Below are 14,795 nucleotides of genomic sequence, written 5' to 3' on the forward strand. Positions count from 1 at the left end.
AGGGTTTTGCCATGATGAACAAGATGTCCCGCTTCCTGCGGTCTTTCCGTATCCCCAGCACCGAGGAGCTGGAGATGGCCTATCTGGAAGGCGCGCGCGATCGCTACGATCTGGAATACCGGCAGCACGAGATCGACGCCGGTAAGTTCCGCCGCAATTTCGCTTACTATTACTGATCAACCCTCCGCCGCGCAGAATTGCAGCGCGGCGGCCCGCCAGCCTTGCGGGGTGATGATCAGCGTCGCCACCAGAACCACGCCGACGCGGCCCAGATCCGCGCCCTGCGGGTCGATCAGGCCGGACAGCACGAAGCGTTGATGCAGCACGGCAATCTGCGGCCCCAGTTGTCGCAGCTTGGCCCGCCCCGTCACCAGACGGGCGCGGGCCAGCGTTCCGGCAAATTCGGCGGCGAAGGTCGCGGCGATATCCTTGCGGCCCTCCGCCCAGCGGCCGGTCAGGCTGACCAGATCGCCGTCCTCGGCCATCAGATCGGCCAGCGCCTTGGCGTCCTGGGCCGTCCAGGCGCGGGCAAAGGCGCGGGCGAAATCATCGGCAGTGGTCGTTTCAGCCTTGGTCATGCGGCGGCACCAGCTTTCCGGGGTTCATCAGGTTCAGCGGATCGAGCGCGCGTTTCACCGCGCCCATGGCCGCCCAGGCAGGTCCGTGTTCGGCGGGCATGTAATCAAGCTTGCCCATCCCGATCCCGTGTTCGCCGGTGATCGTGCCGCCCAGCCGCAGCGCGCGTTCCGCCATGCGGGCGGCCAGCGCCTTGGCAGTTGCGCGCTCCCCGGCCGAAGCCGGGTCGATCAGCAGGATGGCATGGAAATTCCCGTCTCCGACATGGCCGAGGATCGGGCCGGGCAGGCCGCTGGCCGCGATGTCGGCGCGGGTTTCCTCCACGGCCTCGGCCAGACGGGAGATCGGAACGCAGACATCGGTGACGATGGCCGTGGCGCCGGGGCGGGCGGCAAGGCAGGCCGGATAGGCATTGTGCCGCATCTTCCACAGCGCATTGCGATCTTCGGTCTTTTCCGCCCAGCGGAAACCGGCAGAGCCGTGGCTGGCCGCGATCTCGCCAAAGCGTTGCGCCTGTTCGGCGACACCTGCGGCAGAGCCGTGAAACTCCACCATCAGATGCGGCATCGCGGGCAGATCCTGCCTGGCATGGGCATTGCAGGCGGCAACGGCTGCGGTATCGAGAAACTCGATCCGCGCCATCGGAATGCCGCTCTGGATCGTTTCGATCACGCAATCGACAGCGCCGGACATATCGGCAAAGCCGCAGACGGCGGCAGAGACGGCTTCGGGCTGGCCGTGCAGGCGCAGGGTCAGTTCGGTGATCAGCGCCAGCGTGCCTTCTGACCCGACCAGCAGGGCGGTCAGGTCATAGCCCGCGCTGGATTTCGGCGCGGCGCTGCCGGTGCGAATGACAGTGCCATCGGCCAGCACCGCCTCCAGCCCCAGCACGGCTTGTCGCATCGTGCCATAGCGCACCGCAGTGGTGCCCGAAGCGCGGGTGGCCGCCATCCCGCCCAGCGTTGCATTGGCGCCGGGATCGACCGGAAAGAACAGCCCCGTCGCGCGGAGTTCGCGGTTCAGATCCTCGCGGGTGATGCCGGGCTGCACGCGCACCAGCATATCTTCGGGGCGCAACTCGACGATGCGGGTCATGCGGGTGAAATCGACGCAGATGCCGCCATGCAGGGCCAGCGCATGCCCCTCCAGCGAGGTGCCAGCACCCCAGCCCACCACGGGCAGGCGATGGGCGTGGCAGATCCGCAGGATCGCCGCGACCTCCCCGGTGGTTTCCGGCCAGGCCACGCCCTCGGGCGGGCCGGCGCTGACATGGGTTTCACTGTGCGCATGGGCGTCGCACTCGGCGGCGCTGCGGCTGTAGCGGGGGCCCAGCAGGGCGGACAGTTCGGAATGCGCGTCATTCATGCCGCGACATTAGGCCTGGGCCTCCGCGAGGGGAAGGGGGCGCCACCTCAGCGCGCGGCAATCCGCTCGATTTCCACGGCCAGATCGCCGTATCCGGTGAAGCGCCGTTCATAGGCCAGCCCCAGCCGCTCCGCCGCCTCTTGCGCCCTGGCATCCAGAACCGGGTCGTCTGTCTGCGCCTGATAGACCAGCTTGTCGTAATTGCCGAACATCATCTGGATCAGTTCGGGGTGTTTGTCGAAGCCCATGGGCCGCCAGACGAAGGCATCGAACTGCCGGACAAGGAAATCGGTCAGGTAAAAGGCGGTGATCTCGGTCTCGGCGATTTCGGCGAACCGCGCGTTGCCTTCAAAAAACGAATAACAATGCGGGCCTGCCAGCATCTCAACACCCAGTTGCTTGCACTTTTCCTGCAAGAGACCGCCTGTACCGCAATCGGCGTACAGGATGAAGACCTGCTGGTAGGCGCCCTTTGCTTCGGTGACTGCGCGCTCCACAGCGGCGGGAATGCGGTCGGGCCAGAGATGCAGGTTGGCGGGCAGGCATTGCAGATCCAGATGATCCCAGCCTCCCGCACGTTTCACCGCCAGCACCTCATGCGCCAGTGCGCCACAGGCGATCAGCAGCACGCGGCCCGCGTGCGCCTCGGGCGCAAGCCCGGCCTCGGTCAGGGTGATATCGTCGGGCAGCGTGTCGGTCATCGCGGGCTCCGTATCTGACAGAGATATGGGGACTGGCCCCGAAACGAAAAGGCCCCGGACGTTCGCACGCCGGGGCCTTGATCCGCAGTGACTGCGGGATCAGAGCGTGTTGTGCTTGCGCGCAACCATGGTCTTTGCGGTTTCCACCGCCACGGCCGCGTCGCGGCAATAGGCGTCGGCACCGATGGCCTTGCCGAATTCCTCGTTCAGCGGTGCGCCACCGACCAGAACGATGTAATCCTCGCGCATGCCCTTTTCCTTCATCGTGTCGATCACGACTTTCATGTAGGGCATTGTGGTGGTCAGCAGGGCCGACATGCCGAGGATGTCGGGCTGTTCGGCTTCCAGCGCCTCGAGGTATTTCTCGACCGAGTTGTTGATGCCCAGATCCAGCACCTCGAACCCGGCGCCTTCCATCATCATGCCGACAAGGTTCTTGCCGATGTCGTGGATGTCGCCCTTCACGGTGCCGATGACCATCTTGCCCATGCGCGGCGCGCCGGTTTCGGCCAGGAGCGGCTTGAGGATCGCCATGCCCGCCTTCATGGCGTTGGCTGCCAGAAGCACTTCGGGAACGAACAGGATACCGTCGCGGAAGTCGGCACCGACAATGGTCATACCAGCGACCAGCGCTTTGGTCAGCACGTCATAGGGGGCCCAACCGCGTTCCAGCAGGATGTTCACGCCCTCTTCGATCTCTTCCTTCAGACCGTCATAGAGGTCGTCATGCATCTGAAGGACAAGCTCTTCGTCATTCAGTTCGGACAGGATGATATCGTCTTCGTCGGCCATCGGCGCGCTCCTGCGGAAAGTGTTATCGCTTCAATGCGACGGAAGCGACGCGGGGACTTTTCGCTTTGCGACATTGGGCTGAACAAAGACGACAGCGGCCCGAATCGTCGGACGGGGGGTTGCGATTTGTTCGCTTTATGTTCTAATTCGGAAATGACCGGAAAAGACACCACCCTCAGGCCGGAACTGCGTCTGCGTGCGCGTGGCGCCCTGGCGAATGAAAGCGGCCGGTTTGAACCCGGACGCCGCGTGGCGGAAGATGATGGCTGGGATCTGATCGAGGAGGAGCGGCTGCTGGAAACCGAGGTGCAGGTGGAACGGCCGCGTTCGGCACTGAACTGGAACAAGTCGCCCGATCTGCCCTTTGACCGCAGCGTAAACCCCTATCGTGGCTGCGAGCATGGCTGCATCTATTGTTTCGCCCGTCCGACCCACGCCTATCTGAACCTGTCGCCCGGGCTGGATTTCGAGACCCGGCTGATCGCGCGTCCCGGTATTGGCGCGGTGCTGGAACGCGAGATCGGCCGCAAGGGCTATGTCGTGGCGCCGCTGGCGCTTGGCACCAATACCGACCCCTATCAGCCCGTGGAAAAGACCTATCGGGTCACGCGCGAGGTGGTGCAGGTGATGCATGACTGGCAGCACCCTCTGGCGATCACCACGCGCGGCGCGCTGATCGAACGTGACCTGGACCTGCTGGCGCCCATGGCGGCGCTGGGGCTGGCGCGGGTGGGGATCACCGTCACCACGCTGGATGCAGGCCTGGCCCGCGCGATGGAGCCGCGCGCACCCACACCTGCCCGGCGGCTGGAGGCGATCCGCCGTCTCAGCGCAGCGGGGGTGCCGGTGCGCGTCATGGTGGCGCCGGTTATCCCTGGCCTGACCGACCCGGAGCTTGAGGCGATCCTGTCCGCCGCCCGCGATGCCGGGGCCGTGGCGGCAAGCTGGATCATGCTGCGCCTGCCGCTGGAGGTGGCCCCTCTGGTCGAGGAATGGTTGCGTGCGCGGGTGCCGGGCCGGGCCGAAAAGGTGCTGGCGCGCATCCGCGAATTGCACGGCGGCAAGCTTTACGATGCGCAATGGGGGCGCCGCATGCGGGGCGAAGGGATCTGGTCCGACCTTGTGGCGCAGCGTTTTGACAAGGCGGTGGCGCGGCTGGGGCTGACCGTGCCGCAACCGCCGCTGCGCCGCGACCTGTTTCGCCCGCCACCGCGTGCGGGTGATCAGTTGTCGCTGTTCTGAACGGGACGGGCTTTGCCGATACGCCCCAGATGAGTGAAGCCAAAGCCCCGCGTCTCTTTCAGCCCGTAACCCAGCATCCGGTCGAAGCCGACATGCGCGAGCCAGAGCAGCCCAAGACTTGCCATCAGGTCAGTCTGGAACCAGTTGCCCAAAGCCAGCAGCAGCGCACCCAACCCATAATTGTGAACGCAGTTATAGCCGAAGGCCCCGATGCGCGGCCCGGCCAGATAGGCAAAAAAGCTCAGGTCCGGGGCAAGGAACAGCGGCAGCAGCGTGACCATGGGCAGCGGCTGTGGCCCTGTGAAATATAACAGAAGGGCGCAGAGGAATACCCCCGCGCCCTCGGCTTTCTGCCAAAGGATCGTGCCCCGGTCGCAGATGCGCCGGTCAGCCACGCCGCCCGCGCCGCTCTCGCCGCGCGCTGCCCGCATCCTCGCCCGTGCCGTCCGACGCGGAGGAGAAGCCGCCCAGATGCGCAGAGATATCCTCCAGCGTCGGGCGCGGGCCCTTGGGGCGGCTTTCCAGCGCGGCACGCATGGCGCGCAGATGCTCGGGCATGGTGCCGCAGCAGCCGCCGATGATGCGCACACCGGCATCGCGCGCCAGCACGGCATATTCGGCCATCAACTCGGGCGTGCCGTCATAGACAATGGCGCCATCCTTGTATTTCGGGATGCCGGCATTGCCTTTGGCGATCACCGGACGCTCGGTGCCCTGGGCGAAGAAACCCAGAACGGTGCGCATGAGGTCGGAGGCCCCCACGCCGCAATTGGCACCGAAGGCCAGCGGCGGGTTCGGCAGCTTTTCCACCAGCGTCGCCAGATCGGCCGAAGTCACGCCCATCATGGTGCGGCCTGCGGTGTCAAAGCTCATGGTGCCGCACCAGGGCATATTGGCACGCGCTGCCGCCTCGGCGGCGGCCTTGAATTCTTCGGGGGCCGAAATGGTTTCCACCCACAGAACATCGGCGCCGCCTTCCTTCAGGCCTTCGGCCTGTTCGTGGAAGATCTCCACCGCCAGCTCATGCGTCAGGCTGCCCATCGGTGCCATGATCTCGCCGGTCGGACCGACCGAACCCGCGACGACAACGGTGCGGCCCGAGGCATCGGCGATCTCGCGGCCAAGGGCGGCACCCACGCGGTTCAGCTCGCGCACGCGGCCCTGCGCCCCGTGCAGCTTCAGACGGCTGGCATTGCCGCCGAACGTATTGGTCAGAAAAATATCGGACCCGGCTTCGACCGCGCCACGATACAGCGCGCGGATGTTCTCGGGCTGATCGGTGTTCCACAATTCGGGGGCATCACCCGAGGACAGCCCCATGTTGAACAGGTTGGTGCCGGTTGCGCCATCGGCCATCAGCCAGTCGCGCGACGCCAGAAGGCGGGAAAGTGCGTCGGTCATATCGCCTCGCAAGGGTAGGCTGCCCGAACGCCGGGCAGCCGGGAAATCGGAGATAGGGAATTACTGTTCCGACATCAGCTGCGCCTTGGCGACCGGCAGCAGCTCGGCGAGCTTGGCGCGGATCGCATCGGCGCTGGCGCGGTCGCCCAGATCTGCGGACAGCTTGCGCACCACATCTTCGGAGCCCGCTTCCTCGAAATCGGCGGCGACGACGGTCATCGCATATTCGGCGGCCTCGTCACCCGATTTGCCCAGCAGCCCGGCAGCCCAGAGGCCGGCCAGCTTGTTGCGGCGGGCTTCGGCCCTGAACTGCATGTCGGCGTCATGAGCGAATTTGGCTTCGAATGCCTGTTCGCGGTCGTCGAAGGTGGTCATGGCAAGGCCCCCTGAATGAATTGGTTCCGGTTTCCTTCCATATGCCCGCCCGTGGCCCCTGCCGCAAGGGCCGAGAGGAGGGACCGGGCGGGCGATGGCGCTAAACCTTGCGGCGGCGCGGCGCTTCCACTATGACGCGCGCAGACGGGCGGGGGTGCAATACCTTCCGCCCCAGCGCGATTCGGGAAAGTTCATGGCACGTCGGAAGAAGGTCTACGAAGGCAAGGCGAAGATCCTTTACGAAGGGCCGGAGCCGGGCACCCTGATCCAGTATTTCAAGGATGATGCCGCCCAGTCCGAACAGGCACCTGCTCAGGGGGCCGAAGGGAAGGGGCTGGAAGGCAAGGGGGTGCTGAACAACCGCCTGTCCGAATTCTTCATGGCCGGGCTCAATGCCATCGGCGTGCCGACGCATTTCATGCGGCGGCTGAACATGCGCGAACAGCTTGTCCGCATGGCGGAAATCCTGCCGGTGGATGTGGTGGTGCGCAACTTCGCCGCAGGCGATATCTCGCAGCGCCTTGGCATTCCCGAAGGCACCGCCCTGCCGCGGCCGATCGTGGAATATTACTACAAGGACGAAAAGCTCGGCTCTCCCATGGTCGCCGAAGAACATATCGTCGCCTTCGGCTGGGCCAACCAGCAGGATCTGGACGATATGGTTGCGCTGGCACTGCGGGTGAACGATTTCCTGTCGGGCGTGATGCTGGGTGTCGGCGTGCGGCTGATGGATTTCCGCATCGAAGTCGGCCGGATCTGGGAAGGCGATTACATGCGCCTGATCGTCGCCGATGAGATCAGCCCCGACAATTGCCGCCTGTGGGATCTGCGCGGGCTGGAAACCCCGGACCGCGAAGGGCAGGTGCGCGAGCCCGGTCCGCTGAATGATGTCTATACAGAACTCGCACGGCGGCTGGGCGTTCTGCCCTCCAACGTGACCCATACCACCAAGCCGACCCTCATCAACTGAAAGGCCCTGACGATGAAAGCGCGTGTGACCGTGATGCTGAAAACCGGCGTTCTGGATGTGCAGGGCGAGGCCGTGCGCCGCGCGCTAGGTACGCTCGGCTTCGAAGGGGTCGAGGCGGTGCGTCAGGGCAAGGTGATCGAACTGGACCTGACCGCGACGGATCGCGCCAGGGCCGAGGAAGAGGTGAAGGCCATGTGCGAGAAGCTGCTGGCCAATACCGTGATCGAGAAATATTCGGTCGAATTGATCTGACGCCGGAGGGACGTGCAAATTTCTTTCTGAAGAAATTTGAAAATCTTTTCGGGAAAAGATTTGCGGCGCGCGGGCGGTCAGCTCGTGCGCCGTTCCAGTTTCAGCCAGATTCCATTGGCAGACCGTACCGTCAGATGCGCGGCGGGCACCGGCACGCGGTCGGGCAGGGCGGTCAGGCGGAAATCGCGCAGCACCATTGCCAGCAGGAGCGGCCCTTCCACCATGGCGAAGCCCGCGCCGGGGCAGACGCGCGGCCCGGCTGAGAAGGGGATATAGGCATGGCGCAGCCCCTCGCGCCCGTTTTCCGTCTCAAACCGTGCGGGGTCGAAACCGTCTGGATTGTCCCACAGCCGTTCATGGCGGTGCAGGTGCCATGGTGACAGCACGATCTGCGCGCCAGCCGGGGCCTCGCGGTCACGCAGGCGCACCGGGCAGCGGGTTTGCCGCACCATCATCGGCACCGGCGGGTAAAGCCGCATCGCCTCGCGGAAGACGGCGCGGGCGAGTTTCAGTCGCCCCATCACGGTGAAATCCGCGGTTTCGCCCAGTTGCTCCTGTGCTTCGGCTGCCAGTCTTTCCTGCCAGTCGGGGTGTGTCGCCAGCAGATAAAGAGCCCAGGCGAGGGCAGAGGCCGAGGTCTCATGCCCCGCCAGAAAGAAGATCGCCACCTGATCCACCATTTCGGCGGTATCAAAGCGCGCCCCGGTCTGCGGGTCTGGGAAGGTCATGATCTTGGTCGCCAGATCATCCGGCGCGGTGCCCGAGGCGATTTCGGCGGCGCGGCCCGCGGTGAGGCTTTCGATCAGCTGGCGGATGCGGGCGGCCGTTTGGCGGGTGGTACGGCTGTGAAAACGCGGCATCCAGCGCGGCAGCGGCAGGAAGGCCGCGAGGTTCAGGATCGGCTGCTCCTGCTGGTGGCGGCGGAACTCGTGGAACACTGCACTGGCGGTCGCATCCTCGATGGGAATGGAAAACAGCGTGCGGAAAATGACGTCGGCGGCGGCGTGGCTTGCCTCGAGCTCCATTTCCACCGGCTTGCCATCGGCGCGGGGGGCAAGACGGGCGACCATCGCTTCGGCTGCCGCCCGCATGGCGGGGAATGTGTCGCGCAGGCGGCCGCCTTCAAAGGCGGGGTCGATGATGCGGCGCTGGCGTTCCCATGTCTCGCCATTGGTGACGAAGACAGAATTGCCCAGAAGCGGGGTCAGCCCCTCGCGGATGCGGTTGGATTTCGGGAAATCGCGGGGACGCTCTTTCAGCACCAGATCGACCAGTGCCGGGTCGTTGCACATGTAGCTGCGAAAGAACGGGGTGCGGAACTCGGCCATCCATGCCCGGTAAAGCCGGGCGGGCTGGGCCGAGAGGATGTCGCGCCGGAACAGCCGCAGATAGCGCCACAGCGACACCCGGTCGTGGCGGGCGGGCGGCTTCGGGGGCAGGGGCGGCGCTGCGGTCATGCCACCGTGGTAAAGCGGTTGGCGGCACGGTCAATGCGGCTTTTCGACTCGGGCCGTCCGGCAAACCTGTCCGCCAGCGTCAGTGGCCCGGCGGTGACGCGGAAATAGTCGTAATCCCAGGGGGCGCCGGGCAGGTTGTCGAAGGCGCAGAGATACTGGAAATGCAGCCGGAAATAGCGCCGCTTCAACGCCGCCCAGGTTTCGGGCTTCAGGGTCTGCGTGAAAGCTGCGGAATAGATGCGTGGCCAGATCTGTTCTTCGGGTGCCACGCCCGACACCGCCACCGGATCGCAGAGCGCGAAGGCGCAGCCGTCGCCGGGGGCCGTCACGTCGATCCATGTGAGTTCGGGGCGCGTGGAAAGGAAGGCCAGATCGCCGCGCAGGCGCTTCGCCTCGGGCAGGTAGCTGACCATGGGCACCACCTGGCCCAGTGACAGGAAAGACAGCACAGGGCGCTGCTCCGGCAGCCCCTCGCGGATCAGGTCGGCAAGGATCGACACCGCCAGATGCGCGCCCGAGGAATGGCCGACCACCAGCACCTCGTCATAGGGGCCGGTCAGGGCCTCGGCAATGGTGTGGCGAAAGGCCGTCATACGGGCCTCAAGCTCCGGCGGGTTGGCGCCTTTCGACTGGGCCGAAAAAGCATAGTCGTGCATCAGGTAATAAGCATAGAACTTGCCGTCCTTGCGCTTGAACCAGCGCAGGATCAGCCCGGCCACGGCGAGGCCCAGGGCAAAACCGCCGATCCGCCCCGGCCAGCCGGGCAGCACGCTGCGGGTGATCCACCACAGAGCGCCCCCGACGGCCAGCGCCAGCATCAGTTGCAGCAGCAGCGCAACGATGGGGTAAAGTGCCGCGATGATCGGCCCCTTGCGCAGCCGCATCAGCCGGAACAGCGCGCCGGAACCGATATAGGCCCACGCGGTGCGTACAAGCTGCACATAGGTCGCCGGGATCGAATTGCGCATCGAATGCCGCACGATGTCCGACCAGACCAGCACCTCGATATCAGCTTCGACCGGCTGCCCCTCGACCGTGGCCCGCACCTGCCAGCCATAGGGGCCGCGCACGCGTTTGGGCTTCAGTTCCAGCGTATTGCCGGAGAGGGTGGCCTGTGCCGCGCCTTCCTTGCGGTATAATTCGCGGTAGCGGCGCGGATGGATGGGATCGTAGCCGGGAATATAGAAAACCCGACGGCGGAATGTGCCACCATCCTTCGGGTCGTTCGGCTGATCATCCTGCATATCGCGCATCCGCATCCTCCGGCGGGCAGCCTGCCGGGCCAATCTGGCGAAAATAGGGTAGCGGCTGGGAGGACAAAGGCCAAGCCCGGCGGGGCAGGCGGGGCAGGCGGGTCAGCCCAGCGTGGCGAGGAAGGGGAAAGTATCCAGCAGCCAGAACGAGAAATCCGACAGCGCGCCCGTCACCAGTGCCAGCCCCACGAGGACCAGCAGCAGGCCCATCATCCGCTCGATGGTCTTCATGTAGGGTTTCAGGCGGGTCATCACGCCCATCGCCCGCTCGATGAAAATGGCGGCCAGCAGGAAGGGCAGGCCCAGACCCAGCGCATAGACCGCCAGCAGCGCAGTGCCGCGCGCCAGATTGGCCTCGTTCGCGGCCAGAGAGAGGATGGCGCCCAGTTGCGGGCCGATGCAGGGGGTCCAGCCGAAGGCGAAGGCAAGACCCAGAAGATAGGCCCCGGCGGCCGAGCCGCCCCGGTCGCCCGCATCCAGCCGTGCCTCGCGGTCAAGGATCGGAATGCGGAACAGGCCAAGGAAATGCAGGCCCAGCACGATGACCACCGCGCCCGAGATGCGGGCGAAGATTTCCTGATTTTTCAGGAAGAAAGCACCGAAGGCCGAGGCGGTGAAGCCCAGAAACAGGAACACGGTCGACAGGCCCAGCACGAAAAACAGCGCAGGCAGGATGATGCGGCGGCGTGCGGCGGCCTGGCCGTCGCGCAGCTCGGGCATGGAAATCCCGCCCATATAAGCAAGGTAGGGCGGCACGATAGGCAACACGCAGGGGCTGAGGAAGGACAGGATGCCCCCGGCCAGCGCCACGATCATGGCGGGCAACAGGCCCGCGTCAAATATGTCGATGCCGAACATGAGGTCTCCGTCCTGTCGGGATGGTGATAGACCAAAGCCGCCCGGTCGTCACCGGGGCGACTCGTCGCGGTGCATCACTAAGCCGTCAAATGCGTTTCATCTGGTGCGGATGCGCGCGCGGGTCTATGCCGAGCGCATGGAATATGATGTCGATCTGGATTGCGAGGGGCTGTTGTGCCCGCTGCCGGTCTTGCGGGCGCGCAAGCGGCTGATGGCGCTGCGGCCCGGACAGGTGCTGCGCGTGCGGGCGACCGACGGCATGGCCGCCGTAGACCTGCCGCATTTCTGCACCGGCGCGGGGCATGCCTATCTTGGCGCGGTGCCCGAGGGGGCCGCCACCGCCCATTTCATCCGCCGAGGAGAGAACCGGCACGAACCGGAATGAAAACGCCGGGCAGATGCCCGGCGTTCTGGTCTTTTCGGTCGTGTCAGCGGTTCACCGACCACCAGCCGCTGCGCTTGGGCCGGTCGTCGTCGGCTTCGGGCGCCTCTGCCTCGGCCGGGTCCGCCTGAACGGCGGCAGCGGTTTCCAGCGCGCCGGGATCGGCTTGCAGCGCGGGGTGCTCCGGTGCAGCGACAGGCGCCGGTTCGGTTTGAGCCGGTTCGCTCGTCACCGCCAGGGCGGCGACGGGGATTGCGGCAGCGGCGGCTTCTGCGACAGCCGGAGCTTCGGTCTGCGGCGCTTCGGCAGCCGCGGGCTCTTCCCCGGTTGCGGCCTTGGCCTTTGCCTTGGCGCTGCTGCTGCGCGAGCCAGTGCTGCGGGGCTTGGCGGCGGGTTTGGTCTTGACGGGTTCGTCCGCCTCGGCCGGTGCCGCAGCCTCACCCTCTGAGGGCACTTCCGCTTCGGCAGCCTTGGCCTTGGACTTGCTGCGCGAGGTGGTGGTCTTCTTCGCAGCAGGCTTCGCCTCGCCGTCCTTCGCAGGGGCCTTGCGGCTGCGCGTGGTCTTGGGCTTCTGCGGTGCAGCCTCGGCCGGGGCCTCTGTGGCAACGGTTTCGGCAGCTTCGGTTGCCTCTGCGGCCACGGGAGCAGGAGCTTCAGCCGGAGCTTCCGGCGTCTCGGTCAGCGGCTCGGGTTGCGAAGCGGCAGCTTCGTCCTCGGCACCTTCCTCGTCTGCACCTTCATCGGCGGCGTCGTCCCCGGCTTCTGCCTCGGACCCGCCTTCCTTGTACTTGGAGCCACCCCGACGTCGCGAACGGCGGCGGCGCTTCTTCTTCGAGCCACCCTCGCCATTCCCCGCGCCTTCTTCCCGCGCCTCGGTCTCGGCTTCGGCCTCCGCCTCGTCCAGATCCTCGTCCAGCGGCAGTTCCGGATCGTCCTCGTCCTCAACCACCGGGGCGCCCATCAGTGCGGCATTACCCGAGATCACCGAAGACGGTTCGGGCACCATGCGGGTGGCGGTTTTGAACTTTTCGATGCTGTAATCGGGCGAGATCAGATGCGGGTCGGCCTCCAGCCGGACCGCCATGCCATAGCGCGCCTCGATCAGCGCGATATGTTCGCGCTTGTGGTTGATCAGATAGTTGATCACCGCGACCGGCGCCTTCAGCAGCACCTCGCGGCTGCGCTTGCGGGTGCCTTCTTCCTCCAGCGCGCGCAGGATGGTCAGCGCGAGGCTGTCGTCAGACCGGATCAGGCCGGTGCCGTGGCAATGGGCGCAGGGCTGGGTCGTCGATTCCAGCATGCCGGGGCGCAGGCGCTGGCGGCTCATCTCCATCAGGCCGAAGCCCGAGATGCGACCGACCTGAATGCGCGCGCGGTCGGTTTTCAGCTTGTCTTTCAGGCGCTTCTCGACCGCGACATTGTTGCGCCGCTCTTCCATGTCGATGAAGTCGATCACGATGAGGCCCGCAAGGTCGCGCAGCCGGAGCTGGCGCGCCACTTCGTCCGCCGCCTCAAGGTTGGTCTTGAGCGCCGTATCCTCGATCGAGCCTTCCTTGGTGGCCCGGCCCGAGTTCACGTCGATCGCCACCAGCGCCTCGGTGACGCCAATCACGATATAGCCGCCGGATTTCAGCTGTACGACCGGGTTGAACATGCCCGAAAGGTAGCTTTCCACCTGGAAGCGCGCGAACAGCGGCATCTGATCGGTATAGCGCTGCACCACCCGCGCATGGGCAGGCATGATCATGCGCATGAAATCCTTGGCGGTGCGGTAGCCGGTTTCGCCCTCGACCAGGATTTCCTCGATCTCGCGGTTATAGAGGTCGCGGATCGAGCGTTTGATCAGATCGCCTTCCTCGTAGATCGGGGCGGGGGCGATGGATTTCAGCGTCAACTCGCGGACCTGTTCCCACAGGCGCATGAGATATTCGTAATCGCGGCGGATTTCCGGCTTGGTGCGCTTGGCCCCCGCCGTGCGGATGATCAGGCCGGCGCCTTCCGGCACCTCCATCTCGCCTGCGATTTCCTTCAGCTTCTTGCGGTCGGCGGCATTGGTGATCTTGCGGCTGATGCCACCGCCACGCGCGGTATTGGGCATGAGAACGCAGTAGCGGCCCGCGAGGCTGAGGTAGGTGGTCAGCGCGGCGCCCTTGTTGCCGCGTTCTTCCTTCACCACCTGCACCAGCATGATCTGGCGCACCTTGATGACTTCCTGGATCTTGTAGCGGCGCTGGCGCGGTTTACGCGGCGCGCGGATTTCTTCGGTCACGTCTTCTTCGGCAACCGATTCAATCTCGTCATCGACGGGGGCCTCGGCCTCGTCCTCGGCGGCGGTCTCGGTTTCCGCGCTGTCGGTTTCGGGGGCGGTGTCGAAGGTGGGTTGGTCATCCGCTTCGCGGCTTTCAGCGGCAACGGGTTCCGCTGCGCTGAACAGTGCATCCGCGCCGGTTTCCTCTCCCAGATCGACGACATCCATGCCCGTGATCTGCGGGGCCTCGGCATGCACAACGGCATCAGCCACAGCGGCTTCGGCTTTCGGGGCAGGGCGTTTGTGCGAGGACGGCCGCTTGCGGCTGCGGTTCTCTTCCTCTTCCTCGGCGCGGGCGAGGGCGCGCTCTTCCTCGATCAGCGCCTTCCGGTCTGCGACGGGGATCTGATAGTAATCGGGGTGAATTTCGGCGAAAGCCAGAAATCCGTGGCGGTTGCCGCCGTAATCGACGAAAGCCGCCTGAAGCGAGGGTTCCACCCGCGTGACTTTCGCGAGGTAGATGTTTCCCTGAAGCTGACGCTTGTTTACCGTCTCAAAGTCGAATTCCTCGACCTTGTTTCCGTCCACCACGACAACCCGGGTCTCCTCCGGGTGCGTGGCGTCGATGAGCATTTTCTTGGCCATGGTGTTCCATTGCGCCATGGCCCGTCCACCCCTCCGTCGGGGGTACCGTGGAAGATGCGGGCGGGCAGATGGCGGCTTGTAAGGGCGTGGCTGCGGCATGCGCAGGCCGCAGGCAGGCGCGAAAGCCCCCCGTCGGTCATCAGTGCATCAGGCGCGCGGCTCATCGCGGTTCGTAGTCCCGGGTGACGAAGCACCCAAATGATGCGCCGGGCACCAGGGCGACCGGCGAATTGGCGGCCTTTCGGCCAGTGATTTCTGCGGGGATCAGCGCTGTCGGA

The 14,795-nt window shown here is 65.6% G+C and carries 16 protein-coding genes; 5 read left to right on the forward strand and 11 right to left on the reverse strand.

Annotated features, from left to right (window positions below; genetic code table 11):
* Positions 1-11 precede the first annotated feature (11 nt).
* The gene (locus AO684_RS21215) at positions 12-176 is read left to right on the forward strand and encodes a DUF3563 family protein (protein WP_082400751.1); all 165 of its coding nucleotides are present in this window, start codon (positions 12-14) and stop codon (positions 174-176) included.
* On the opposite strand, the gene AO684_RS05815 is transcribed toward AO684_RS21215, so the two are convergent.
* From AO684_RS05815 to AO684_RS05830, 4 genes are all read right to left on the reverse strand, one after another.
* Positions 177-578: an SgcJ/EcaC family oxidoreductase gene (locus AO684_RS05815; protein ID WP_054301799.1), complete on the reverse strand. Its 402-nt coding sequence runs from the start codon at positions 576-578 to the stop codon at positions 177-179.
* Positions 565-1,941 carry an FAD-binding oxidoreductase gene (locus tag AO684_RS05820; protein ID WP_054301800.1) on the reverse strand — a complete coding sequence of 459 codons (1,377 nt, stop codon included), beginning with the start codon at positions 1,939-1,941 and terminating at the stop codon, positions 565-567. The genes AO684_RS05815 and AO684_RS05820 overlap by 14 nt, the downstream gene beginning before the upstream one ends.
* A 47-nt stretch (positions 1,942-1,988) precedes the next feature.
* Entirely contained in the window at positions 1,989-2,642 is a 654-nt protein-coding gene (locus tag AO684_RS05825; RefSeq protein ID WP_054301801.1) for a DUF1638 domain-containing protein, read from the reverse strand.
* 99 nt (positions 2,643-2,741) lie between these two features.
* Positions 2,742-3,434, reverse strand: coding sequence for a B12-binding domain-containing protein (locus tag AO684_RS05830; protein WP_054301802.1), 693 nt, complete (start codon positions 3,432-3,434; stop codon positions 2,742-2,744).
* A 153-nt stretch (positions 3,435-3,587) separates the two neighbouring features.
* Between AO684_RS05830 and AO684_RS05835 the strand changes: the two genes are divergently transcribed.
* Positions 3,588-4,676 carry a PA0069 family radical SAM protein gene (locus tag AO684_RS05835; RefSeq protein ID WP_054301803.1) on the forward strand — a complete coding sequence of 363 codons (1,089 nt, stop codon included), beginning with the start codon at positions 3,588-3,590 and terminating at the stop codon, positions 4,674-4,676.
* On the opposite strand, the gene AO684_RS05840 is transcribed toward AO684_RS05835, so the two are convergent.
* From AO684_RS05840 to AO684_RS05850, 3 genes are read right to left on the reverse strand one after another with little or no spacing between them, the layout of a single operon-like run.
* The gene (locus tag AO684_RS05840) at positions 4,658-5,071 is read right to left on the reverse strand and encodes a DUF4260 domain-containing protein (protein ID WP_229825189.1); all 414 of its coding nucleotides are present in this window, start codon (positions 5,069-5,071) and stop codon (positions 4,658-4,660) included. The genes AO684_RS05835 and AO684_RS05840 overlap by 19 nt on opposite strands.
* Entirely contained in the window at positions 5,064-6,077 is a 1,014-nt protein-coding gene (bmt, locus tag AO684_RS05845) for a betaine--homocysteine S-methyltransferase (RefSeq protein WP_054301804.1), read from the reverse strand. The genes AO684_RS05840 and bmt overlap by 8 nt, the downstream gene beginning before the upstream one ends.
* Before the next feature lie 60 nt (positions 6,078-6,137).
* The gene (locus AO684_RS05850) at positions 6,138-6,452 is read right to left on the reverse strand and encodes a DUF1476 domain-containing protein (RefSeq protein ID WP_054301805.1); all 315 of its coding nucleotides are present in this window, start codon (positions 6,450-6,452) and stop codon (positions 6,138-6,140) included.
* A 193-nt stretch (positions 6,453-6,645) separates the two neighbouring features.
* On the opposite strand from AO684_RS05850, the gene AO684_RS05855 reads away from it, so the two are divergent.
* Both AO684_RS05855 and purS read left to right on the forward strand, forming a co-directional pair.
* A complete protein-coding gene (locus tag AO684_RS05855) occupies positions 6,646-7,422 on the forward strand; it encodes a phosphoribosylaminoimidazolesuccinocarboxamide synthase (RefSeq protein WP_054301858.1) in 777 nt (258 codons plus the stop codon).
* Between the two features lie 12 nt (positions 7,423-7,434).
* Positions 7,435-7,674 (forward strand): phosphoribosylformylglycinamidine synthase subunit PurS, encoded by a 240-nt coding sequence (gene purS / locus AO684_RS05860; RefSeq protein ID WP_054301806.1) that lies wholly within the window; start codon positions 7,435-7,437, stop codon positions 7,672-7,674.
* 77 nt (positions 7,675-7,751) lie between these two features.
* Here the strand turns inward: purS and AO684_RS05865 are convergent, their stop codons facing one another.
* The 3 genes from AO684_RS05865 to AO684_RS05875 form a co-directional block, all read right to left on the reverse strand.
* On the reverse strand, positions 7,752-9,131 hold the full coding sequence (locus tag AO684_RS05865; RefSeq protein ID WP_054301807.1) for a cytochrome P450: 1,380 nt from the start codon (positions 9,129-9,131) through the stop codon (positions 7,752-7,754).
* On the reverse strand, positions 9,128-10,375 hold the full coding sequence (locus AO684_RS05870) for a hypothetical protein (RefSeq protein WP_054301859.1): 1,248 nt from the start codon (positions 10,373-10,375) through the stop codon (positions 9,128-9,130). The genes AO684_RS05865 and AO684_RS05870 overlap by 4 nt, the downstream gene beginning before the upstream one ends.
* 111 nt (positions 10,376-10,486) lie before the next feature.
* A complete protein-coding gene (locus AO684_RS05875; protein WP_054301808.1) occupies positions 10,487-11,242 on the reverse strand; it encodes a cytochrome c biogenesis CcdA family protein in 756 nt (251 codons plus the stop codon).
* Between the two features lie 136 nt (positions 11,243-11,378).
* Here AO684_RS05875 and AO684_RS05880 point away from each other — a divergent pair, with 136 nt between their 5' ends.
* Positions 11,379-11,627: a sulfurtransferase TusA family protein gene (locus tag AO684_RS05880; protein WP_054301860.1), complete on the forward strand. Its 249-nt coding sequence runs from the start codon at positions 11,379-11,381 to the stop codon at positions 11,625-11,627.
* Positions 11,628-11,670: 43 nt separating this feature from the next.
* Here AO684_RS05880 and AO684_RS05885 read toward each other — a convergent pair whose 3' ends face one another.
* Positions 11,671-14,517: a ribonuclease E/G gene (locus tag AO684_RS05885; protein ID WP_054301861.1), complete on the reverse strand. Its 2,847-nt coding sequence runs from the start codon at positions 14,515-14,517 to the stop codon at positions 11,671-11,673.
* Between the last annotated feature and the right edge of the window lie 278 nt (positions 14,518-14,795).

The sequence above is a fragment of the Gemmobacter sp. LW-1 genome (assembly GCF_001303875.1).
Taxonomy (GTDB): Bacteria; Pseudomonadota; Alphaproteobacteria; order Rhodobacterales; family Rhodobacteraceae; genus Gemmobacter; species Gemmobacter caeni.